A 23,885-nucleotide genomic window follows, 5' to 3' on the forward strand; every position below is an offset into this window, starting at 1 on the left:
AAAATTAAGCATAAAAAAAGCCTTGAAAATCAACAGATTAACAAGGCTTAAAGTACTCGGGACGGGACTTGAACCCGTACGACCATAATGGTCATTGGATTTTAAGTCCAACGTGTCTACCAATTCCACCACCCGAGCGTGGTATTTTATATGAGCGAAAAACGGGATTCGAACCCGCGACCTCCACCTTGGCAAGGTGGCGCTCTACCAACTGAGCTATTTTCGCGATTTTTAAGAACATTGCAATACCGGCGATGCCTTTATTGCGGAGGCAAATTTAAGACAAATCTTATAATGGCAAAGAATTTTTTAAGAAAAAAACACGGCTAAAACTATATACTCTCAGCCTTAAGGTTTTAGTACTACACCTTTCGATTGGGAATAACTTGTTATGGGTTCAGGCTTAAAGAAATATGAAGGAGAAAGTAGGAACTAAAGAGAAATTTATACTAACGTCTACAGATCATTGACTAGCGACTAAAGTGAGATTGCTTTGCTTCGCTCGCAAAGACAACACACCAGAAAAACTCAAAACTCCGAACTACGAACTAGGAACTGCAAACTGAGATAAGATTGCTTCGCTACGCTCGCAAAGACAACACACAAGAAATAACTCAAAACACCGAACTACAAACTACGAACTACAAACTCAGATAAGATTGCTTCGCTTCACTCGCAATGACAACACTCAAGAAAAACTCAAAACCCCGAACTCAGATGAGATTGCTTCGCTTCGCTCGCAAAGACAACAGACTACAATAATCAATAAACAATGAGCAATGATTACTGTTTATTGTTAATTGCCAACATGCGTTTGATCTCGTTTAGCTTCATTAAAGCTTCTACCGGAGTAAGCGTGTCTATATCTATGCCCAGTAATTCCTGTTTAAGATCTTCCAGTAATGGATCATCCAGGTTAAAGAAACTAAGCTGCATCTCGTCTTCCGCAGATTGTTTTAATACCGCCCCGGAATCTTCCATAGAGTGCGATGCCTCCAGCTTTGCGAGTATCTTGTTGGCTCTATGCAGCACCATTTGAGGCATTCCGGCCATCTTGGCTACATGTATCCCAAAACTATGCTCACTCCCTCCAGGCACAAGCTTACGCAGGAACAAGACATTATCCTTCAACTCCTTTACCGAAACATTAAAATTCTTGATGCGGTCAAAGGTTTCGCACATCTCATTCAGTTCGTGATAATGTGTGGCGAATAAGGTCTTAGGTTTTGAAGGATGTTCGTGCAAATATTCGCTAATAGCCCAGGCAATGGAGATCCCATCATAGGTACTGGTTCCACGGCCAATTTCATCCAGCAACACCAGGCTGCGGTCTGAAATATTATTCAGGATGCTGGCGGTTTCATTCATCTCTACCATAAAAGTAGATTCACCCATAGAAATATTATCGCTGGCCCCTACCCTGGTAAAGATCTTATCTACCAGGCCAATCTCGGCCGATCTCGCCGGAACAAAACTTCCCATTTGCGCCATAAGTACGATGAGGGCGGTCTGTCTTAAAATAGCCGACTTACCACTCATATTAGGCCCCGTGATCATAATGATCTGCTGCTCTTCCCTGTCCAGGTGCAGGTTATTGGTCACATAAACTTCTCCCGGGGGTAATTGCTTTTCGATCACCGGATGGCGTCCTTCTTCTATATCCAATCCGTAAGAATCTGTGATCTCGGGTTTGGAATAATTTTCGGCCTGTGCCTGCTGGGCAAACGAACATAAACAATCCAGTCTGGCTATCAATCTAGCGTTTTGTTGTACTGGATCTATATATTCAGCCATCCAGGAAACAAGTTTCCCGAATAATTGCTGCTCCAACTGTAAGATCTTTTCTTCGGCACCAAGAATTTTCGATTCATATTCCTTAAGCTCCTCGGTGATATACCTCTCCGCATTCACCAGGGTTTGCTTACGTATCCAGGTTTCGGGAACCTTATCCTTATGAGTATTCCGAACTTCTATATAATAACCGTAAACATTATTGCTCCCGATCTTCAGAGAAGAAATGCCCGTGGCTTCGGTCTCTCTCTGGATCATATTGTCCAGGTAATCCTTTCCGGAAAATGCGATATCTCTAAGCTCATCCAGCTCTTTGGAAAAACCTCTGGCGATCACATTTCCTTTCTGCACATTTACCGGTGCCTCCTCGCTTATACTTTCCGTGATCTTTTCCCGAAGCAGGTCGCAGGAATGTAAATTATCCCCAATGATCTTCAGGGCTTCGTTATTGCATTTCAAGGCCAGCTCCTTTACCGGAATGATGGAGTTCAGGGAATTCCTAAGCTGATTCACTTCCCGCGGACTAATTCTTTGCGTAGCCACTTTGGAGATCAAACGTTCCAGGTCGCTTATCTCACGAATCTGATCCTGGACATCTCCCAGGGTTTCCGGATTTTTGATAAGAAAATCAACTACCTGCAGCCTCTTTTCGATCATTTCAGCATCCTTAAGAGGCAGGGCCAGCCAGCGCTTTAAAAGTCGGCCACCCATAGGCGAGATCGTCTTATCTATAACATCTAAAAGGGTAACCGCATTGGCTGCTGTAGAATGATATAATTCCAGGTTTCGGATGGTAAACCTGTCCATCCAGACATATTGCTCTTCAGCGATACGGTTTATAGAACTTATATGCTGAAGCCGGTGATGCCTGGTTTCTGCCAGGTAATACAACACGGCTCCGGAAGCTATGATGCCTTCCTCCAAATGATCTATCCCAAATCCTTTAAGCGACTTGGTCTGAAAATGCCCGTTCAGGGTTTCTTCAGCATAATCTATTTTAAAGATCCAGTCGTCCAGGTAAAAACAATGCATGTCTTTCCCGAAACTCTCGTTGAATTCTTTCTTGTACTTCTTCTGAACCAGGATCTCACTAGGCCCGAAGTTCTGAAGTAATTTATCTATATATTCCCTGTTTCCCTGGGCACATAAAAATTCCCCGGTAGAAACATCTAAAAAGGAAACTCCCAGGTTCTTTTTTCCGAAGTGAACGGCACAAAGAAAGTTATTGGATTTGCTGCTAAGAATATCGTCATTCATCGCCACCCCGGGTGTCACCAGTTCGGTCACCCCACGTTTTACGATGGTCTTGGTCATCTTAGGATCTTCCAGCTGATCACAGATCGCCACCCGTTGACCTGCTTTTACCAGTTTTGGCAAATATGTGTTCAGCGAATGATGCGGAAAGCCGGCAAGCTCGGTTCTCTCTCCTCCATTATTTCGATTGGTAAGAACGATATTCAGGATACGGGCGGCCTTAACGGCATCTTCCCCGAAGGTTTCATAAAAATCCCCGACTCTAAACAGTAACATGGCATCAGGATATTTAAGCTTGATGCTATTATACTGCTGCATTAACGGGGTTACCTTCTGAGATTTCTTTGCTGCCAATTTTCCGGGATTTTAGGATTGCTAAAGTAAAGATTAGGCGGTTTGCTTAAAAATTATAATCCGAAATTTTAAGGATAAGACTCCCTAAAAATAAAATGGACCAGAAGAAGGTGCGCCACCAGTTCTTTTTAACCAGGCTGGTGGTGATCTCCTCGCAGGATTCACCGGGATTAATGGAATTGTGCAAGGGAACGAAGATCAAAAAAGTTAGTATCCAGGTAATTAGAACAATGACAATGCTCCCCCAGGTATATAAATTCTGTGCCTGCATTAATTGCATTAACGTGACTACAAGCTGCGCGATCATCAAGGGACCTACGATCACGCCAATGCGCTGGGTATAGATCTTATGCCATTTCCCCAGGTCTTCATTTTTATAATAGCAAAGCCCAGGATAGATCACCAGTTGTACTATCCAGATCAAAACCATCAAACCAAAATCTAGTAAAAGCCTTATAAATAGAAGATCCACACTTTAAAATTTGGTGTAAAAATAAAGATCCATTTATTGATAACCAGCCGCCTGCAGGTTAAAAAGTTCGGCGTAGAGCTTATCGTTTGCCATTAACTCCTGATGCGTTCCTATCTCCAGCACAGATCCATCCTTGAGAACCATGATCCTGTCTGCAATTCTTACCGTGCTGAACCTGTGCGAAATGATCACCGCGGTCTTGCCCTCGGTAAGCTTGATAAACCTCTGAAAAGCTTCGGTTTCTGCCCGGGCATCCAGGGCTGAAGTTGGTTCATCCAGGATCAACACTTCAGAATCTTTCATATAAGCCCTGGCGATGGCGATCTTTTGCCACTGCCCACCTGATAGGTCTTTACCATGCTTGAACCTTTTCCCAAGAGGTTGTTCATAACCTAAAGGCAGATCTTTCACCACCTCCCGGGCGAGACTTTTTTCGGCTGCGCCATCTATGCGCAATTGATTAGAAATTTCACCGATCTCTCCCATGGCGATATTCTCGCGAAGAGTTAACTCGAACTTCACAAAATCCTGGAAGATCACTCCAAAATACTGCTGATAGGCCGCCTGATCATATTTTTTAATGGGGATTCCATCAAGCAGGATCTTCCCTTCGGTTGGTTCATAGAACTGAAGCAGAAGCTTGATAAGCGTGGTTTTCCCGGCGCCATTCTCACCCACAAAGGCAAGTTTCTCCCCCGCCCTGAGTTCAAAATTGATATTTCGAACCACCCATTTTTCAGATTTGGGATATTTAAAGCCCACATTTATAAATTCAAATCCTTTCTCGATCTTTTCGGGCAGATCCAGTTTTCCATCTGTAGCGCTTTCAGCATAGGTAAGATCCAGAAATTCAAAGTAATCCTGAAGATATAGCGCACTTTCAGTAATGGCCGTAAACCTGGTAAAAAATCCCTGCAGTTTAGACCTTAACCTGTTGAAGGATCCAGAAAGGAAAGTAAGATCACCCAGGCTGAAAATTCCGGCAACGGTCCTGAAGATTATAAAAATATAAGCGCCATAATAAGCAGCAGTTCCTATAACATTAAAGATGGAACCCCAGCCAGCACGTTGTTTTGCCAGTCTCTTGCTTTGTAAATAATATTTATCTGAAAGTCCTTTGAAACGGTCTGCCAGGTAATTCGATAGTCCGAATAATTTCACCTCCTTGGCGGTCACATCGCTGGCCCCGGCATATCTCAAATAATCCAGTTCCCGGCGTTCCTGGGTCCAGCTGCGAGCCAGTGAATAGCTGGTTCCACTGAATTTGATCTCATTGATGATAGTCGGGATTATAGAGACCACCAGTAAAATGATAAGCCAGGGTTCGAATGTCACCACTCCGGCTAGTAAAGTAATAATTACAATTACATCTTCGCCCTGGGTAAGTATATTAGACATAAGTCCTACCCTACCTGTAGTTTGTTGGCGCGCCCTTTCCAGTTTATCATAGAATTCTGAATCTTCCAGTTGGGCCAGGTTCAATTCTGAAGTCTTTTTAATGATCTTTACGGAAGTATCTATGGAATACTGGTCACCTAAAAGTGCATCGCTAAGACTGATACCTCTACTAAGAAGATCTGATAGAATAGCAAGACCGAATTCCGCAGCAACCAGGATCCATAATCTATCCAGATCTTTCACCTCTGCCCCGATCTGCACCACTACCTCATCGATGATCAATTTTCCCAGCCAGAGCATGATCACGGGAAGTACGGCATTTAAAATCCTCCCCAGCACGTTGGTATAAAAAAGCAGGGGATTCACTTTCCTGATCTCCTTGAAAAAACGAGGTACGAATTTTAAAGAAGCAAAGCTCTCCCGGAAATTGATATTATTGGTTTCGAATGATTTTTTAGGTCTGGGCACTTGCTTATAATTCTTTGTTGCAAGTTAATAAGCTTCAGGCGCTTTTATGGAATTCGATGCTCTAAATTACACAGAAGTATCTAGATTTATGGAATAGCAGCCAAAAAAAGACGGCATAAATATCGCCTGAACTTTTTTATTGATTTGGTGGTACCCGGTACCTAGTTCGTCGCACTATATAAGATATAATTCCGCTATTGGACTTGTAACATTCTTTCCATTCCTTTAGTCCTTCCGTGAAATTCACCCGATGACCTTCTTTACCGTTAACTCCATAATATACCTTATAGGTGGTTCATTTTCCTGACTCCAAACAGCGAATGGAATCATGCATAGTAAAAGCAGTAATCTTCTCATAATTGAGAGGATAGGCTAATTCTGAAAAAATAAATTTTATAAATTGTCCTGAAAAGCCAATCTGATAAATATGAACAAATTTCTACTGCCCGCACTTTTACTTTTAACTATACTTTTTTCCTGTAACAATCAAAAAGCACAGGAGGACATGTCTTCAGAAACAAGAGAAAATACTGGAAATACAATTTCCTGGGGTAAAAATCCCTGGCCCGAAATTAGAAAACAGCGAATAAACAAATTACTCCCAAAGGCTTTAAAAGCCGCCGAAGTAGATTGCTGGCTGGTAATTTGCCGTGAAAATAACAATGATCCCATTGCCCACCATATTGGCGGGGAAAATGCCGGGGGTACCGCTGCTTTTCTTTTTTACAACGACGAAAATGGTTTCCACTCCCTGGTGTTTTCGCCTTCAGGAGAATCAAAAGCGCTGGATGATCTGAATATTCATGATTCGGTGGCAAGTGTAGAACGAAACGAATCGGCCATGAAGCAGGCTGCCACTTTTATTCAGGAAAAAGATTTTAAGACCATTGCTGTAAACTCTTCCCAAACCAATTCCATGGCAGATGGTTTGTCTTACACTCAGCGACAGGAACTTGAAGCCTACCTGGGTGATCACGCAAAAAGGCTAACACCTTCTACCGAGATGGTCTACGAATGGCTGGCCATAAAACTCCCGGAAGAGGTGGAAATCCTAAAAAAAGCGGCTACCCTTACTGCTGAGTGGCAGGTCGAAGCCTATCAACAAGTGGTTCCGGGCGAATCTACCGATGCCGATATCGCCAGGTTCCTGAAAAAGAAAATGGCTGAAAATGGCGTGACCGATGGATGGGCAGCAGACCAGAATCCCAATGTGAATTCGGGACCAGATCGAGGGCATTCTCATGCGACAGATAAGGTGATCATGCCCGGAGATGTGATCCAGATAGATTTTGGCATCAAGGTATACGACAGGTGGGTAAGCGATATCCAAAGATTTGCTTATGTCTTAAAAGATGGCGAAAAAGAGGCTCCGAAGGATATAAAACATTACTGGGAAAGTGCAAAGACTGGTAACCGTGCTGCACTGGCCGCCATGAAACCCGGTACTAAAGGAGTTGAGGTAGACAGGGCTCAACGTGTACTAATGAAAGAGGCAGGATCTGAATACGTGATGTGGAGTACCGGGCATCCGGTGGGGTATGTCGCTCATGATGTTGGTCCTAACCTTGGCGGATCACAGGCTTCACATGTTAGACCGGCGGCTGAAAAAGAATTAAAGCCTGGGATGACCTTCGCATTTGACGGTTTCCACGCATGGAAACTTCCGGATGGAAATTTGAAGACCATTTCAGTAGAAGAAATGGCCGTGGTCACCCAGGATGGCGCCGAATACCTTATAGAGCCACAGGAAGAGTTGGTACTCATCAAAGGCCGGAAATAGAACCTTATTCCCTTATGCCGCTTTATGAATACCTGATTGATAATTACAATCGTTTCTAATATCTATATAGTTTTTGCTTAAACTTGAAAATGGACATTCAGGAGGCCCATTTTTTTATGCCTGGTTTTCTTATTTCAGAAATTTAGATGATTGATCACAAAGATTTCCTAGTATGCCTCAATAAAAGCTTACCGGACTTCATTAGGATTCCCGCTTATTCCAAAACTTCAAAAATAGTTACCGGTTGCACTTTATTCTTCAAATTAAATTTCCCTAATTCCCGGCATTTGAAATATTCCTTTATTTTCTCATAGCAGGATTCCCCAATGATGATCTGGTTCTCCTTGGCGATATCCTGGAACCGTGCAGCTGTATTCACCGTATCACCAATCACGGTGTAATCCAGTCGCTTTAAACTTTCAGAACCTATATTTCCGGAGGTCATCTCCCCGCTTTTGATCCCTATGGAAACCTTGGGTTTAAAATCTGAATTCTCATCTGGAGGATCCAGGGCACTAATTTTATTTCTTACGGCAAGTGCTGCATCTATAGCCCGGTCCAGATGATAATCACCCCGGAAAACAGCCATTACGGCATCTCCTATGAATTTATCTATAAAACCTTTCTGGGCTATGATCTCCTTCGCCATAATATCAAAATAGGTATTGATCATTTTCACTACGGTATTGGGAGGAGCAGTTTCGCTTATCCTGGTAAAACCTACCATGTCGATAAAAACAACGCTGCCTTCTATGGTTTCATTTTCCATTAAGGACGACTCATATTCCCTACTATTCATGAATTTAAGAACATTTTCATCCACGTACATTTTAAGGATATCATTCTCTTTAATGGCAATCAGGGTATCTTTTAATTGCCTCGCATGCTGAATCGTTTTTTCAACGGTGATAGAAAGATCTTCAAAATTTATAGGTTTGGTTATAAAGTCGAATGCACCACGATTCATGGCGGTACGGATATTTTCCATATCCCCATAGGCTGAAACGATCACCGCCTTGATCAGAGGATTCTTCTCGTTCAACTTAGTTAGTAAAGTTAGGCCGTCCATTTCTGGCATATTGATATCGCTCAAAACAATATCTGTATCGGGTTCTTCCGAAATTTTCTCTAGCGCATCACGGCCGTTCAGGGCAAAACGGAAATCATACTCATTTTCCCGGATCTTCTTCCTGAACTTCTGCTTGATCAAAATCTCAAGATCAGCTTCGTCATCGACTACCAGTATTTTGACCATTTTTAGAGATTTATTTGTTTAGTTTAAAGCACCAAGTTTTCTTAACTCATTCCTCAAAGACTCAAAATCGATTGGTTTGGTGAAAAATTCCTTGGCTCCAGAATTTATAGCCTTGTTATAATTCTCTGAATCGCCATAAGCCGAGATCATACTTACCGGGATCTTAGGGAACTGCTTTTTTATTTTTTCAAGGAGCTCCAGGCCCGTCATTCCAGGCATATTGATATCAGAAAAAACATAAACCACTTCTGGCGGATCTTTTCTTTTAAGGATCTCCAAAGCTTCTTTACCCGAAAATGCAAATTCTATTTCCAGGTCATCGTTCTTGATCTCCTTTCTGAACTTCTGCCGGAAAAGATCTTCTACATCTTTTTCATCATCTACAATTAGTATTTTCATTGTCTTAATTTCTTTAATTGAACAATAAACCTGGAATAGGTTTTATTATCTGTTTTAGATTCTACTTTTAATTCTCCCCCGTGAGCTTTAATGATGTCATTGGTAATAGACAGCCCAAGTCCGGTTCCCTCTGTTCCCTTTTTTGTGGTAAAAAAAGGCTGAAGGATCTTAGATCTATATTCATCAGATATACCCGGGCCATTATCTTCAATTTCAAGCATAATTTTATCGCCCTCACGATACGTACGGATGCTAAGTTTTGGGGAGTATTCGCATTCAGCTTTAGTCATATTGAGCTTTTCATGCATGGCATCGAAGGCATTATTACATAGGTTTAAAATGACCCTGCTAAAGTCTTCATGGATAATAGAAACCTCATCTATCTCCTCATCCAACTGATAATCTATACTCACATTTATTGGCTTTTTACCTGCTCTCATCCCATGAAAGGCTAGATTAACATACTCCTTTATAAGCCCATTGAAATCTACTTTTTCAGCTTTGCCATTGCCACCGCGACTGTGTTGTAGCATTGATTTTACAATACTATCTGCTCGTGATCCATGCTGTTTTATCTTTTCCAGGTTAGACTTTACATCTTCCAGAATTTCCCTGGCCTCGCTTAGGGCAGCTGAGCTCTCTAATTTATTGAGTTCTTCAAAGGTCTCCTCGATCAGCTCCACGTTCAGGTCTGAAAAATTATTAACGAAATTGAGCGGATTTTTGATCTCGTGAGCGATCCCGGCAGTTAATTCTCCAAGGCTGGCCATTTTTTCTGAATGAATAAGTTGTTCCTGGGTAGCCCTTAAACGGTTTAAAGATTCTTCGAGCTGGGAAGTTCTTTTCTTAACTTCCTCTTTTAATTCTTCATTCTTCTTTTTAAGATGCTCTATTCCAAAAGTATCTACTTCGCTATCCACAAATTCAGGTTTAGATCCATGGAAATGAACAAGCAACCACTTCTCTCCTGAATACTCATAAACACCGGTATACCTCATATACATTTCGATCTTCTCCCTATTGGCTGTTGGAGAGAAAAATTTCACATCATCACAAAGAACCGCCACGGTATCGTTAGCCAGCATCCTGTATGAAAAAGGCTCTGAATTCCATTCCAAACGATAATTCTCCAGTTGATTCCGGGTATTTTCCAGGATCCAGAGGTAATCTTTCTTCGAGAGAATTTTTTCATCCCAGGTTGTTCCAAAACCACTTATTTCCTCATCGATAAATTTTACGGCTTCCTTCTCAGATAATTTCCCGGAAAAGATTATCTCGAAAATTCTTTGATGAGTTTGATGAAGTAAATCTTTCTTTGTATCCATCATAAAATCAGAGTGTTAAACAGGTAATAAGATAGTAAATATTGTTCCTTCTCCCTCTTTGGTATCTATTTTTAATTCCCCACCGTGTACCTGAATGATCTCATAACTCAGGTAAAGTCCAAGTCCGGTACCCTGCCCGCTGGGCTTGGTAGTAAAAAATGGCTGGAATACCTTATCCAGGATATTCTGGGAAATTCCAATGCCATTATCCTTTACCTGTATACAAACCTGATCAAGTTTTTTCCTGGTTAGAATTTCGACTTTCGGGACATATTCCGGGTCGTTGGTATGGCATTTTTTCTGTTGCACAGCATAAAAGGCATTAGTGAGTAAGTTCAGGATCACCCTTCCAATCTCCTGCGCCATGATATTGATCTTCTCCACCCCTGGATCAAAATCCTTTTCCAGATGAGCATTAAATGTTTTATCCTTTGCACGCAATCCATGATATGCTAAACGCAAATATTCATCACACAGAACATTTAGATCTGTAGGTTCTTTTTCAGAATTTTCTTTTCTGCTATGCTGCAGCATTCCTTTTACGATCGCATCTGCACGCTTACCATGATGATTTATTTTATTAAGGTTATTCCTGATATCATTTAAAATTACTCTCACCTCATCATGGTTTCCTTTTTCAATTTCTTCGCTAACTTCATCGAGCAATTCATTATTTACTTCAGAAAAATTATTCACAAAATTCAACGGATTCTGGATCTCATGGGCGATTCCAGCAGTAAGCTCTCCCAGGCTTGCCATCTTTTCAGACTGGATTAGTTGGGATTGGGTAGCCTTGAGCTGATCTAAAGTCTGCTCTATCTTCTTTTTTTGCCTTTTTAATTGAGCATTGGCTTTTTGCTTGTTCTTATTGTTGCGGTATAAAATTATGGCAAGGACAACCACTGAGATCAAGACAATTAAGACACTTATAATAAGCCAGCGCTGAAAAATACTTTCCTTTTCTTTTTCTAATTTTTCTCTTTCTAAAAGATTTATGGTCTTTTCGCTTTCATCTAAAATAGAGCGAATCTCAGCATCAGCTATTCTGTTTATTTCTTCAGATTTTTCTTTTTCTGACCTTAACAATTGATAGTCTTTTAAATACTGATAAGCCATTGCGGGATTATCAAGCTCCTCATGGATCTGGGATAAAAGAAGAGTAGCCTTTTCAGTAGCCTGGGCGTTACTATCCAGATTCAGGGATTGGGTGGCATATTGTAAAGCCTGGTCAAAATTTTCGATTTGAAAATTACATTCTGCCAGGTATAAATTCATAAATGCAAGAGCCCACTCAACTCCCTCTATTTTTCTGAAACCCTGTTCAGCTTTCTGAAAATAGGGTATAGCTTCCTTATATCTCCCCTGGCTTTTTAATATCTGGCCCTGGGCGTCGTTATATCTTGCAATGGCCCAGTCTTTACTTCTTACGGTATCTTTGAGAGAAAGCTGCATATATTTTTTGGCCTCCTCATATTTTTCTATCGCAATAAGGGGAAATACAATGGTCCCATAGGCTATACGTAATCGTAAGGAATCCTTTTCCTTTTCTAATTCTTCAATTGCAATGCGATAGTTATCTGCAGCCCTGCTGTCCATACCATAATTTTCATAAGCTATAGCCAGGTTATACTGATCTATTATCCTTAATTCCCGATCTTCGACAGGATCTAATAACTCCAGGGTTTTCAGGTAATATTCAATCGCAAGTGACCACCTGCCCTGCATCCTGTAACCATTTGCCATAGCGCTATGAATAAGTGCCAGATTATTTTTATCCTGTTCTGCAGACATTAATTTGATCAATTCCAGCTCTATTTTTTTGGCCTCTTCTTCCTTTTCTAAATAGACCAGGGTTCCCATTTTAATGGTCGATAAATGAAATGCAGGATAGATCTCACCTATTTCTGAGAATAAGTTTATAGCTTCTGTTAGCTTCGTTAATGCTGTTTCCGGGCTCTCGAGGCGATAATAGGTTCCGGCGATAGCGTATAAAAGATTCGCCTGTATCTCTTTGTTATCTGATAATTCATCCCTGGCGAGTGTCTTATTAAATTGATCCTGAAACAGTTCTACATCTAAATTTGAATCAGCCCTCATTATATCTGTAAAATTGCTATTATCATCACGCGCTTCTTCTAAGTAATTGGAGATCTGCTGAGCCTTTTTTCTATAATAAATACTAATGGGATTGTCACGATCATAATAGAAATAGGATAAGGTTAAATAGTACATGGCTTCCCCTTCAGCATAATCCAATTTATCAGAAAGTGCTTTTGCTTCTTGTAGAGCCAGGAAACCATCTTCAAATTCAGGAATTAAAAAACACAAACGCGCGAATTCATTCTTTAATCTTATAATTCTTGTTTCGTCCCCGGAAGATTTGTCTATAAGTTGTTTTACACTATCCTTCTTAAATTTATAATCCTCTATATCACGGCTAGTCTGGCCTAAACTATTTAGACCTACCGCTAAGAAAAGGAGACATAATAGGTGATTGATTTTCATCGGTTTGTTTTTATTATGATTGTGAAGGTTGTTCCTTTGCCTTTTTGAGTTTCTACTTCCAGGACACCTCCATGGGCCTTTACAATATCGTAGCTTAGACTAAGTCCCAAACCAGTTCCCTGCCCGGTTGGCTTGGTGGTAAAAAATGGCTGAAAGATCTTATCCAGGTTCTTTTTTGGAATTCCACAACCGTTATCTTTAACACGAATAAGCACCTGGTTCGCTTCCTTATGAGTTGAAATGCTGACTTTTGGTTCATATAAAGGATCATTGGTATTTTTTCTTTTCTGCAATACGGCATAAAAGGCGTTGGTAAGTAAGTTGAGGATAACCCTTCCAATCTCCTGGGCCATCACAGCGACATTTCCCAGGTCTGGATCAAAATCTGTTTCCAGATCAGCATTAAATGATTTATCCTTAGCCCGTAAGCCATGATAAGCCAAACGCAGATATTCATCACACAGGACATTAATATCTGTAGGTTCTATTTCTGAATTACCTTTCCTGCTATGCTGCAGCATCCCTTTTACAATAGCATCTGCGCGCTTGCCATGATGGTTTATTTTATTAAGATTATTCCTGATATCCTTTAAAATTTCTCTTACCTCCTCCAGATCTCCTTTTTCAATTTCTTCAGCTATTTCATCGAGCAATTCATTGCTTACTTCAGAAAAGTTATTCACGAAATTCAACGGATTCTGGATCTCATGGGCTATTCCTGCAGTGAGTTCTCCCAGACTTGCCATTTTCTCAGATTGAATTAATTGTTTCTGGGTTTGCTGAAGTTCTGTAAGTGCTCTTTCTGCATTTTCCCTGGCTGCCTTTATTTCTTTAAGATCCTGCCTGGCTTTGATGGCATTCGCTTCAGCAACTTTCAGATCTTTAAAACGGATATAGGTAAGGTTAAATACTGCCGCAAAACGTTCCAGCAATTCAAGTGCATCTTCGTCCTGTTCCTCTCCGGAAGCTAAACCAATAAGACCACCAGAAAAATAGGCCATATACTGTATCCTCCTTTTTTGTTCAAGACCACCCTGGAATGGGATCTTCAATTCCTCATTTAGATACCTGAAATAATTCTGCAATTCCCTGCCTTCCATATCTATTATCTGAGAGGTCTTTCCCTGCTTCCAGCCGTCTAACATCCGGGCAATAGATCTATTTTTTGAAGCCTCTAACTTAAAGTGATTTGCAAGCCTGGTGCCGTCTTCATTGGTCGCCCAGGCATCTATGGTGTCCAGGTCACTATCAATTAAACCAATAAATAATCTATTTGGAGAAATACCCAATTCCAGTAGCTGCTCAAAAACGACCATGGAGGTTTCAGTAAATTCCTGGCTATACTCCATAGCCAGCGTACGGCTTCTCACTTTTTCCAAAGCCGTTTCAACCCTGGCTTCCCTTGCCCGCTGTTCTGCCTTTTGCAAATCGAGGAAACGGGTATAGGACTGTTCAAAAACCCTGGCGAATCTTTTAAAGATCTCGTAAGATTCCGGGACCGATTCATAGGTGATAAAAAGGAGATATCCATATTTAAAAAAAGCAACATGATCTATCTGGGAGGTTGGGAAAGAAATTCCCTGTGCTTTCATTTGCAATAATTGATCACCAACTCCCGGCAGAGTACATAAATATTTGTAATGGGCAGGACACTCGTCTTCACCTATTTCGTTAACCAGCAAGCTTTGGCCTTGCTGTCCCGCTTCATAATATTTAAGAAAAACCCCTTCTCTTGGTGTTCTGTATTTAGGGAATACACCCTGGCCATTGCTACCCCATTCCAAAGACCCCTTTTCTTCATCGTCATAAATATTGAAGGCACAAAACCAGGTGGACACTCCCAGTTCCTGAACCTGTTTTACCAGTTCCAGTGAAAGATCTGCCAGATCTTCGCTCTTCTGCATACCTATAGATCTGCTACGGATCCTTTCCAGAGCAGCTTCAACCTGTGCTTCCCTGGCCTGAAGTTCTGCTTTTTTAAGATCCAGATACCTGGTGTAAGCCTGTTCAAAGACCTTAGCAAAACGAGGAAGAATATGGGCTTCCTCAAAAACCTGCAAAGCAGAAACCAGTATATATCCATTTTTAAAGGATGCTCCATAGTCAATTTCCCAGGGAGGTGCCCCGGGCATAGGAGTATCATTTTCTTCCAGATCTTTAAGCACTTTTTGAGCAGAAGGAAGATTGAAAATATCCTGAAAATGTTGTTCAATAAAATCCCCCGGTATCTCTATAGAGAATAACTTTTCTCCCTTTTTCCACTGGTTATATCTGTATTCATGAATATAGTCCAGGTCTTTTGGAACAATAAAAGGACTCATCATACCAGCCCCTGGAATACTATGCCACTGCTCCACATGATCTTTGTGCTTATCACAAAAAACAATTCCGGTGGCAAATAGATCGCCTCCAAAATTTCGTAGTTGATTAAACATTTCGGTAGTGACAGAGCTAAAATCCTTGCTATTTTGCATTCCCATAGACCTGCTACGAACTCTCTCCAGCGCCGCTTCAATTTGAGCCTGTTTGGTTTGAGCTTCGGCATTTTCCAGGTCACGAAACCGGGTATAAGTTTGCTGAAATACCTTACCGAACCTTAGAAGGGTTTTATTTTCTTCTTCAGAAAAGGGCTCACCTTCAAAATTCTCTATATAAAGCCCCACATCATCCATTAAAACTGTAGATATGGCCAGCCCTTTACAGTTTTGATAATAGCTTTTTGTTTCTTCTGCTACACCCGGAATAATTTCGAACAACTCCCGATAAAATTTATTTTTTTCTTCAAAAGTGTACAGGTTGCTGAAAAAATTATCACCGTTCTTTTTAGCCTTTAAAAAACTGTTCCAGTTAGGCGTATCGATATAGGGAACCGTTACTTCAGCAGGAATACTATTTTTATCGGTAAGCCAGATATGCATATCATCATTCTCTTTGTAGTCTATGATAAACCCGGTGTGTTCTATATTAAAATTCAGATGTACCAGTTGATCAAAAACGACCTTTATAACCTCCTCCAGTTCTGAACTTTTTTGCATCCCCATAGTCCTACTACGCACCCTTTCCAGAGCTGCCTCGATCTGAGCCTCCCTGGCCTGATTTTCGGCTTTTTGAAGATCCAGAAAACGGGTGTAGGTAAGGCTGAAACTTCTGGCAAAGCGTTTGCAGATTTCAGCATATTCCAGGGTTAGTGGTTCATCAAGGAATACGAACAGGACCCCATCCTTAAAGGGAAAACTGAAGTGAAAGACAATTTCAGATAAAGTATCCAGATCTATATTCACCGGGTAATCCCTGACCGTATTTAACCTATCGAAATATTTGTATTTATCCTTTCCTTTTAATTCATAGGAAAAAGCCGAATCGCCATTTTCCCAGGCCATTTTCACACCTTCCAGCAAAGGATGAAGGCTCATATCTAAAGTTCCCGTAGTAAGTTTTGCCTGGTGTCCTTTTTTAGTAGAGGCCGTATATAATTGCATGTGTTCAGACTGACTGAGAATTCCAATTCCACATCTGGTAGATTTCTGAAGTCCCAATCCGCGTAGTTCCTTAAAGAAAGTGATTACGGTGTTTCCTATCTCATCGGTATTATGCATTGCCATCGTCGCGGCCCTGATACGCTCCAAAGCAAGGTTGATTTCAGCTTCCCTGGCCTGTTTTTCAGCTTTCTGAAGGTCTAGAAAACGAGTATAGGTCTGATCAAAAACTTTGGCAAACCTGGTGAAAATCTCATGTTCTTCTGTGGCAGGTTCAAGAGTATTGAACATGAGATAACCATGCGTAAAAAAGGCGCAATGCATGATCTGAAAGACAGGCGGAGATTGTCCTTTTTCTTCCAGCTGATTCAGGATCCTATTAAAAACAGGGATAGAGGCCATATAATCATAATGAGCTTTTAATTCTTCCCCTTTTTGTTCTTCTACGTACAATTTATCGCCGCGTTTCATCGCTTCATAAATTCGAAGAAAAATGTCTTTGGAGCTCGAGGTTTGAAATGCAGGTTGAAATCTATCCATACCGCTCATCCAGGCAGTGGCTTCAGATCTATCATTATTCCATATATTAAAACCACAGCCCATAACATTTATTCCCAGGGCTTGTATTTGATCGAACAAAAGTGCTGCGGTCTCCTGTAATTCTGAACTATGCTGCATACCCATGGTTCGACTTCTAACACGTTCTAAAGCTGCCTCGATCTGAGCCTCCCTGGCCTGGGCTTCGGCTTTTTGAAGATCCAGAAAGCGTGTATAGGCCTGTTCGAAGACTCTCCCGAAGCGCTCCAGTATTTCCAGGTCATTTTCAGAAATAGGTTCTTCACTTACTGTCTGGAGTCCGCTATATTCAAAAAAAGTAAAGCCTGCTACATATCTTTCAAGAGCCTTATTGGCTTCCTGAACATGCTCAGGGAATCGTCTGAATTCAGTTTCTGAATAGAGATATTCATCATATATTTTTTTCTCTTCACCTTCCAGGGTATATATAAATCGCTTTTTCTGAGCTTTCCAGGCATCCCACATGGCGTGATGAAAGGGATAATTTTCAAATTTCATATAATAGGATTCTGCATCCTTTCCTGTTTCGGGATTTGCAGCCCATACGGTATTGCTCCTATCCTTTTCATTAATAAGATTGATAATGCAGAATGTGAGGGTGAATTCCAGATCTGTAAACTCCTTAAGAAGCTTATCTACCACAGAGGACAACTCAGAGGAATGATGCATGGCCAGACTGGTTGATCTTACTCTTTCCAGGGCTGCCTCTATCTGAGCCTCCCGGGCCTGGGCTTCAGCCTTTTTAAGATCCAGAAAACGGGTATAGGTTTGCTCAAATACTTTCCCGAAACGTTTAAAAATCTCATGAGCTTCGGGAACTTCCTCATAGGTGATAAAAAGTAAAAACCCTTTATTGAACCTCACCAGGTGATTGAACTGTCGTGTGGGTAGATCTAATCCTGCCTCCTGGAATTGCTCAAAGGTCTTTTTTAGTTCCGGCAGAGATGCCAAATAATCATAATGCGCGACCAGATCCTCACCTTCCTGACCATAAATAAAAAAATCACGGTTTTTAATAATCGTTTCATGCCAGGGAAGCAGACTTTCATGCTCTGTTAAAGGCAACACAAAAGGCTCCTGCATTTCCCCTTCGCTACTCATGATACAGGTACTGGATCTTTTATCTTCTGAAAGAATATTATATCCTGCACTCCATGCTGGAATTCCCAACTTTTGGATTTCCAGAAAAAGTATATTGGCAGCTTCAGGTAACTCCTTAGAATGCTGCATAGCCATGGTTCGACTTCTTACCCGTTCTAAAGCTGTTTCGATCTGGGCTTCCCTGGTTTGAGCTTCCGCTTTTTTAAGATCCAGGAAACGGGTATAGGCCTGTTCAAACACACTCCCAAATCGTTTTAAAACATTGTTCTCATGCTCGGTGAATATCCTGCCATGATGATTAATTATAAATATCGAGGTGTTCTTAAAAACGGCACATGAACGGGTATATCCACCTTCGCGTGAAAAGACTTCTTTTTTATGCGACTCATCGGCATTTAAATATGGAGGGAATTTAAAAAGGTGTTCAAAAAATTCAATTTTCTCCGCCTGGCTGAATTCTTCCGTGAAAAATCCCGGGCCCTTCTTTATTCCATTAATAAGATTTTTGTAGATAGGTTTATCGATAGGGGGTACATGAACCTTTTGTACATATTCTGCCGTACCGCCTGCACCCCAGCACCATAGCTCATCCTTTATATCTGAATTGATCGTGATAAAAGCACCTCCGGATAAGGAGAGTTGTAAATTAAGAAGTTCCCGGTGAACCGTGTTGATGACATCCTGAAGCTCATTAGTATGTTGCATCTCCAAAGACCTCGCTCTTACCTTTTCTAATCCCATCTCGATTTGTAGTTCCCGGGACTTTTCCTCAAGTTCTTTAGTGCGTCTTTGAATGGCCTCTCTCAATTGTAAATTTTCAGCGCTAATCTGGTCAAAGCCTATGGTCTCTCCTTCTTCTGCCTTGGCATCTGGAATTGAAAAATGCTGATAAATAAATTTCCAGCCATCCTTAGTTTCATGAAGAGCGTTAGAAAACCTGAACCTGCCATAATACGTCCAATCTCCTTCATCCATGAACCAGGCATCAAAGAGGTGGGTTAAAAAAATGACGTCCCCGAATTTTTCAATGGTGGTAATATTGTTTCTCAGGTCAGTTTTCCCGGCAAATTGATCGGTGGTTTTTCTAAAAAATTCAGTGGTATCCTTTCGGTTTAGAAACTCTTCATTGTTTGTAGAACCAATGAAATGGTAATTATCATCAAAATAGGAATCGTAGGTATCTATATCACCATTCAAATAACTATCAAGCCACTTTTGATAAATATTCAGAATCTCATTTTTCTGTTTTTGAGTTATGCTCATATTAAATAAGTTTCTGGAATTGAAGGGATGAACATTGGTTTCAGATATTAATTCCTTACCGCTACAACCAGGAAATAGAATTTTAATTAAAACTATTTGTTATTCAGCGGAAATCTCTTAGTTAATATACTCTATTTCAATAAATTAAATTAACAAACAAGATGAAAAGCCTGAAAAACCATATCAGTTGCAACAATTTTTTAATGGTTTCTATTTAATAAGAGAAAGAAGGGAGTTCAACCTGGGAACTTTTAGCTAAAAAATTTTGTTTCGAAAAGGCTTAAAAGCGCTTTGTTTGCTGAAAATCACTAACTTAGACGAACTAACTATTACATCAACCTAAAAATTACAACTATGATTTATTTAAAAAAACTACCAATATTTTTCATATTGGCGAGCATTTTAATGGTTGCTTCCTGTAAGGATTCCAGCAAGGAAAGCGCAGAAGCTGAATTAGAAGATGATTCTTCTAACGTTGAACTACCTGTAAACACAGACTCTGACGAGGCTTTACAAGCTTTTGAAGAGGGACTGGAATATTTTGATGAAGGTAATTCGAGAAAGGCGCGAGCCAAGTTTGATGAGGCACTTAAATATGATCCAGATTTCGTATCTGCTCAGATGTACCGAAGCTATTCTGCAAATTCCGCGAAAGACTGGGCCACCAACCGGGATAAATTCCTGGCATTGCGCGATAAAGCCAACGAAGCAGAGGTAATGATGATAGACATGACCGAAGCCAACATGAAAAGTGATTTGGATAAAGAATTGGAGATGAGTAAAAAAATGGTGGAGAAGTATCCTAAATCTGCCAGGGCCATGGACAATCTTGCAGTTTATTATAACAATAACGATCAGGAAGAAAAGGCAAGAGAGCACTGGAAGAAAGCTCTTGAGTTAAATCCCGATTTTGTACCTGCCATGGCTAGCCTTGGTAGTTCGTACCTATTCGATTCTCCGCGCGATAAGGACCAGGCTAAAAAATATTTTGAAAGGCTGGTTAAAACGGCTCCTAACAGTCCGCGGTCGCATATCTTAATGGGAGATTATTATAGAGACCAGGATAATCTGGACCAGGCCCTGGCCAGTTACGAAAAAGCCGCTTCCCTGGATCCTGAAGATGATGTAGCCCTGGCGAAATCTGGACATGCCAATTCTATTTTGGGTAATTATGAAGAGGCTCGCAAAAATTTCAAAGATGCCCGTGAAGCAAGTGAATTTGGGACAAATCTTTCTGGCGAAGCAAATACCTATGTATACGAAGGCAATTCCAAAGAGGCTTTAAAATTCCTGGAAGATGGTATGAATTCTTTCGATTCAATGGATATTCCTGAGAGCAATAAAAATATCGCGAAATATCAGGCAGCCTATTCTGCAGCACATATCGCCATGCATGATGGAAATGCTAAAAAGCTTGAGGAGATAGTAAATAAAATGAAGCCAATTTCAAAGCAATTGGTCAACGATGCGAACAGTCCTGTAGTAACCGCGAACCAGGAGGCAATTTTACATTACTGGGATGCCATGGTTCTTGCCAGCAATAAAAAGTACAAGGAAGCCATGAATGAGGCTGAGAAAATCAAAGAGGCGGTTAGTTCTATTAATAGTCCAGATAAGTTAGTGCCCTACCATAGAGCGGTGGCCGTGATAAATTATCACATGGGTAATACAGAGCAGGCTATGGAACATATCAAGCAAACGGAGAAAGATTATATCCATGATAAATACTGGATGGCTAAAATCAACGAAAAGACTGGTAATACCGAGGAAGCGATGAAATTATATGAAGAGATCGCAGAGGAAAGATTTAACTCGGTTGAATTTGCGTTAATCCGAGATGAAGTGAATAAGAAAGTAGAAAAAAATACGGCTAGTTAAAGCCCGACCTTATTTTCACAGCAAGTATATAACCCTTCAATTTCGATTGGAGGGTTATTTATTTTCTAAATGTTGCAGTCAAAATTTACCAGGAATTCACCTGTCATATTTCCACGAAAAGATCTGGAATAGAATTATAGAATTCTGGCTACACCGTAAATCGATAGATTTAGAATCGAGCCTGTTTCCGGGTCCTTCTGAAATTATTGTTGTTATGATTAGTTCAAATTACTAGGAGACCTGCAACTATCCTATCCATACAGAGGATATCAAACCCTTAAATTTTAGCATAAAAAAATGACACCTAAAAGGTGCCATCTTCTCTTCAAATAATTAAACTAAACTATTGTGATTGATTACTAAGATCTTCATTTAATTTATACATATAAGCCCACGAATCATCTAAAGCTTCCCTGAACTTATCTCTCATTTTGGTCATTTTCTCTTTCCCATGTTTTTGCTCATAAACATCCCATGGTCCATCCCACTCGGCATCCAGGCCGGCAAAATTCTTATAAGGCAGGCTTACCATATAATCTGGATCATCCTGGCCTCCACCGGCAAAGTCATACCAGTAACCCAGTGGTTCCCCTTTAGCTTCTTTGTAAGTAGAAGAAACATCTTTGATCACCTCATTGAAAACCGTTGAATTATTGGTCCTGAAAAAGGTCACCCAAACCACTTTGTTTCCAGAAGTTGGAGATTTACTGTAATCGGGCATGGTAGAAGCAATATTATGATTCATGCTTTCTACATAGGGAAAAACTTCAGACTGAAAAATAGACTGGCAGGCATTATCGGCTTCCTGTGGACCTTCGTCCATTTCAGCCCATTTATCCATGAAATAGGTAACGGCAACGACTCCGCCTTCACCCTGTACACGATTCCAGACATTCCAGGTATCGGTTCCGCTATTTTCAAGATAGCAGTCTTTCCATTTTTTCATTCCCTCCTGGAACTTTTGTCCCTGGTTCATTTTAATTTTTAATTCGAACATGTGCAGAATTCTGCTTTCTTGCTGAGCTATTCCCATTAAAGGAAATAACAGAAGAAATAAGATCATTTTTTTCATAATTGGTTGAATTAGTAGTTAACAGAATGTTAATTTACTCATTTCCAATAAACTATAGCCATCAAGTTCAAAAAAAGTGCATATATCCACTAAAATTAATTGACTGAATATCAAAATCTTAGGTTATAACTGAATTTTTGAAGTTCTAGAAGTAATTAAGAATTGATCTGGAAACCGGGATCATCCAATTGGTGATTCCGGAACAATCGCTGGTTCCGCAGCCTTTCTTCTTAATACATGGTTCTTTTTATAGCTAAGATTTCTCCAAACCCACTCCAATGGACCAAAATAGAAATACCTCAACCATATTGGACTTACAATTAGCTGAAATATCCAGATGCCAAATACTATAAAAAGAAGTTCGTATCGCTGAAATGCTCCAAAAAGCCCAAAGCCTACGCCGGTAAAAATGAACATGCAAATGACCGAATGCATCACATAATTGGTAAGCGCCATTTTCCCTACCGCAGACAATGAGTTCTGCAGCCATTTTAGTACCGGTAGTTTACAAAAGATCATAATAAGTCCTACATGTCCCATCGCCACAAAAAGTCTTCCCAGGTCATAGGTAATTCCGGCTTTAGAGATAGCCTGGAAGGAAAAATTTCCGGCAATAATACTTTTCACCTCGTAATAGTTTACGCTCAAACCAATTGCGTAACAAACCAGAACGGCAAGCCCGTAAAATTGATAGCTTTTCCCGGCACTTAAAATATTCCATTTAAAGAGCGCTATCCCCAGGAGCATCATGGAGAGTATGTCCCATACATCATACCTGTAGAACCAGCTTGTATCTGTTTCCATATTTTTTGGCGCCAGGAATGCTACTACAGAGAAATAATCTTTCCGCATGTTCTGGGTGGTTTCCATTACCGTTTCTGGAGACCTGCTTTTTTCAATTTCTGCCCAACTCGCTGTTGCTTCCTCCATTTCAGAAGTAAGCGGTTTGCCCGTAGCTTTATATTCATTAGCTAATTCCACCTGTTCCAGCATTTCCATGTTCTGCTTATATTCAAAATAATTCCATACCGTGCCTATGGAGAATAGCAGAAGAGCGCTCAGCAACAAGGTTTTCGCTTTTAAATTTCGGAAAGAAAAAACCAGGAACCCCATCAGGGCATAATCGTAAAGGATCTCCCCGGTCCATAAAAGCAAATACCCGTGAATAAGACCAAATATCAGAAGCCATAGTAATCTCCTGAAGTAAATATCGGCAGCTTTTATCCCGGCTCCCTTTTGTTCCAGTCGGCTAAGCAGAATGAACATTCCAACACCAAAAAGAAGGGAGAAAAGGGCCCGCATCGTACCTTCAAAGAACATATTGGTTCCAATCCAGGTGTAGAGATTCCAGCCCGTAGCTCCCCCTGAAACCGTTGGGTCGCCATAGGCGCCGGCGAGGCCAAAACCGTTGATGTTCATTAGTAAAATTCCGAATAGTACGATTCCCCTCATGATGTCCAGGGAATGAATTCGTTTTGTAGCCCTTATCGGGGTAAGGGAGGTTGGTTTAGCTTCCAT

12 protein-coding genes and 2 tRNA genes are annotated in these 23,885 nt (G+C 40.7%); 2 read left to right on the forward strand and 12 right to left on the reverse strand.

The window, feature by feature from the left end:
• Positions 1–53: 53 nt before the first annotated feature.
• The 5 genes from C8P64_RS01680 to C8P64_RS01700 all read right to left on the reverse strand — a co-directional run bounded on the left by C8P64_RS01680 (position 54) and on the right by C8P64_RS01700 (position 5,737).
• A tRNA-Leu gene (locus C8P64_RS01680) sits at positions 54–138 on the reverse strand.
• A gap of 15 nt (positions 139–153) precedes the next feature.
• Positions 154–226, reverse strand: a tRNA-Gly gene (locus C8P64_RS01685).
• A 557-nt stretch (positions 227–783) separates the two neighbouring features.
• Entirely contained in the window at positions 784–3,363 is a 2,580-nt protein-coding gene (gene mutS / locus C8P64_RS01690) for a DNA mismatch repair protein MutS (RefSeq protein ID WP_108171240.1), read from the reverse strand.
• 82 nt (positions 3,364–3,445) lie between these two features.
• On the reverse strand, positions 3,446–3,871 hold the full coding sequence (locus C8P64_RS01695) for a hypothetical protein (RefSeq protein WP_108170326.1): 426 nt from the start codon (positions 3,869–3,871) through the stop codon (positions 3,446–3,448).
• Positions 3,872–3,904: 33 nt separating this feature from the next.
• Positions 3,905–5,737, reverse strand: a complete 1,833-nt coding sequence (locus C8P64_RS01700; RefSeq protein WP_108170327.1) for an ABC transporter ATP-binding protein — start codon at positions 5,735–5,737, stop codon at positions 3,905–3,907.
• A gap of 427 nt (positions 5,738–6,164) precedes the next feature.
• Here C8P64_RS01700 and C8P64_RS01705 point away from each other — a divergent pair, with 427 nt between their 5' ends.
• Positions 6,165–7,517, forward strand: coding sequence for a M24 family metallopeptidase (locus tag C8P64_RS01705; protein WP_245889636.1), 1,353 nt, complete (start codon positions 6,165–6,167; stop codon positions 7,515–7,517).
• Between the two features lie 214 nt (positions 7,518–7,731).
• Here C8P64_RS01705 and C8P64_RS01710 read toward each other — a convergent pair whose 3' ends face one another.
• From C8P64_RS01710 to C8P64_RS01730, 5 genes are read right to left on the reverse strand one after another with little or no spacing between them, the layout of a single operon-like run.
• Positions 7,732–8,772 (reverse strand): adenylate/guanylate cyclase domain-containing protein, encoded by a 1,041-nt coding sequence (locus C8P64_RS01710; protein WP_108170328.1) that lies wholly within the window; start codon positions 8,770–8,772, stop codon positions 7,732–7,734.
• A gap of 18 nt (positions 8,773–8,790) precedes the next feature.
• Positions 8,791–9,171, reverse strand: a complete 381-nt coding sequence (locus C8P64_RS01715) for a response regulator (RefSeq protein WP_108170329.1) — start codon at positions 9,169–9,171, stop codon at positions 8,791–8,793.
• Positions 9,168–10,499: an ATP-binding protein gene (locus C8P64_RS01720; RefSeq protein WP_108170330.1), complete on the reverse strand. Its 1,332-nt coding sequence runs from the start codon at positions 10,497–10,499 to the stop codon at positions 9,168–9,170. Before C8P64_RS01720 ends, C8P64_RS01715 begins: the two co-directional genes overlap by 4 nt.
• A 12-nt stretch (positions 10,500–10,511) precedes the next feature.
• On the reverse strand, positions 10,512–13,001 hold the full coding sequence (locus tag C8P64_RS16610) for an ATP-binding protein (RefSeq protein WP_245889637.1): 2,490 nt from the start codon (positions 12,999–13,001) through the stop codon (positions 10,512–10,514).
• Positions 12,998–19,417 carry an ATP-binding protein gene (locus C8P64_RS01730; protein ID WP_108170331.1) on the reverse strand — a complete coding sequence of 2,140 codons (6,420 nt, stop codon included), beginning with the start codon at positions 19,415–19,417 and terminating at the stop codon, positions 12,998–13,000. The genes C8P64_RS16610 and C8P64_RS01730 overlap by 4 nt, the downstream gene beginning before the upstream one ends.
• A gap of 354 nt (positions 19,418–19,771) precedes the next feature.
• On the opposite strand from C8P64_RS01730, the gene C8P64_RS01735 reads away from it, so the two are divergent.
• Entirely contained in the window at positions 19,772–21,295 is a 1,524-nt protein-coding gene (locus tag C8P64_RS01735) for a tetratricopeptide repeat protein (RefSeq protein ID WP_108170332.1), read from the forward strand.
• A 343-nt stretch (positions 21,296–21,638) separates the two neighbouring features.
• Here C8P64_RS01735 and C8P64_RS01740 read toward each other — a convergent pair whose 3' ends face one another.
• Together C8P64_RS01740 and C8P64_RS01745 are read right to left on the reverse strand one after the other, a co-directional pair.
• Complete coding sequence (locus tag C8P64_RS01740; protein ID WP_108170333.1) at positions 21,639–22,367, reverse strand: hypothetical protein; 729 nt, start codon at positions 22,365–22,367, stop codon at positions 21,639–21,641.
• Between the two features lie 180 nt (positions 22,368–22,547).
• A complete protein-coding gene (locus tag C8P64_RS01745; protein WP_211307580.1) occupies positions 22,548–23,885 on the reverse strand; it encodes a DUF418 domain-containing protein in 1,338 nt (445 codons plus the stop codon).

Origin of the sequence: Christiangramia gaetbulicola, from assembly GCF_003054225.1 — a bacterium.
Taxonomy (GTDB): Bacteria; Bacteroidota; Bacteroidia; order Flavobacteriales; family Flavobacteriaceae; genus Christiangramia; species Christiangramia gaetbulicola.

What these genes read in the sequence shown, in the direction of transcription:
- mutS (WP_108171240.1), bottom strand. Translation starts at nt 3,363, where the DNA reads ATGCAGCAGTATAATAGCATCAAGCTTAAATATCCTGATGCCATGTTA.
- C8P64_RS01705 (WP_245889636.1), top strand. Translation starts at nt 6,165, where the DNA reads ATGAACAAATTTCTACTGCCCGCACTTTTACTTTTAACTATACTTTTT.
- C8P64_RS16610 (WP_245889637.1), bottom strand. Translation starts at nt 13,001, where the DNA reads ATGAAAATCAATCACCTATTATGTCTCCTTTTCTTAGCGGTAGGTCTA.
- C8P64_RS01730 (WP_108170331.1), bottom strand. Translation starts at nt 19,417, where the DNA reads ATGAGCATAACTCAAAAACAGAAAAATGAGATTCTGAATATTTATCAA.
- C8P64_RS01745 (WP_211307580.1), bottom strand. Translation starts at nt 23,885, where the DNA reads ATGGAAGCTAAACCAACCTCCCTTACCCCGATAAGGGCTACAAAACGA.
- C8P64_RS01715 (WP_108170329.1), bottom strand. Translation starts at nt 9,171, where the DNA reads ATGAAAATACTAATTGTAGATGATGAAAAAGATGTAGAAGATCTTTTC.
- C8P64_RS01720 (WP_108170330.1), bottom strand. Translation starts at nt 10,499, where the DNA reads ATGATGGATACAAAGAAAGATTTACTTCATCAAACTCATCAAAGAATT.
- C8P64_RS01740 (WP_108170333.1), bottom strand. Translation starts at nt 22,367, where the DNA reads ATGAAAAAAATGATCTTATTTCTTCTGTTATTTCCTTTAATGGGAATA.
- C8P64_RS01735 (WP_108170332.1), top strand. Translation starts at nt 19,772, where the DNA reads ATGATTTATTTAAAAAAACTACCAATATTTTTCATATTGGCGAGCATT.
- C8P64_RS01710 (WP_108170328.1), bottom strand. Translation starts at nt 8,772, where the DNA reads ATGGTCAAAATACTGGTAGTCGATGACGAAGCTGATCTTGAGATTTTG.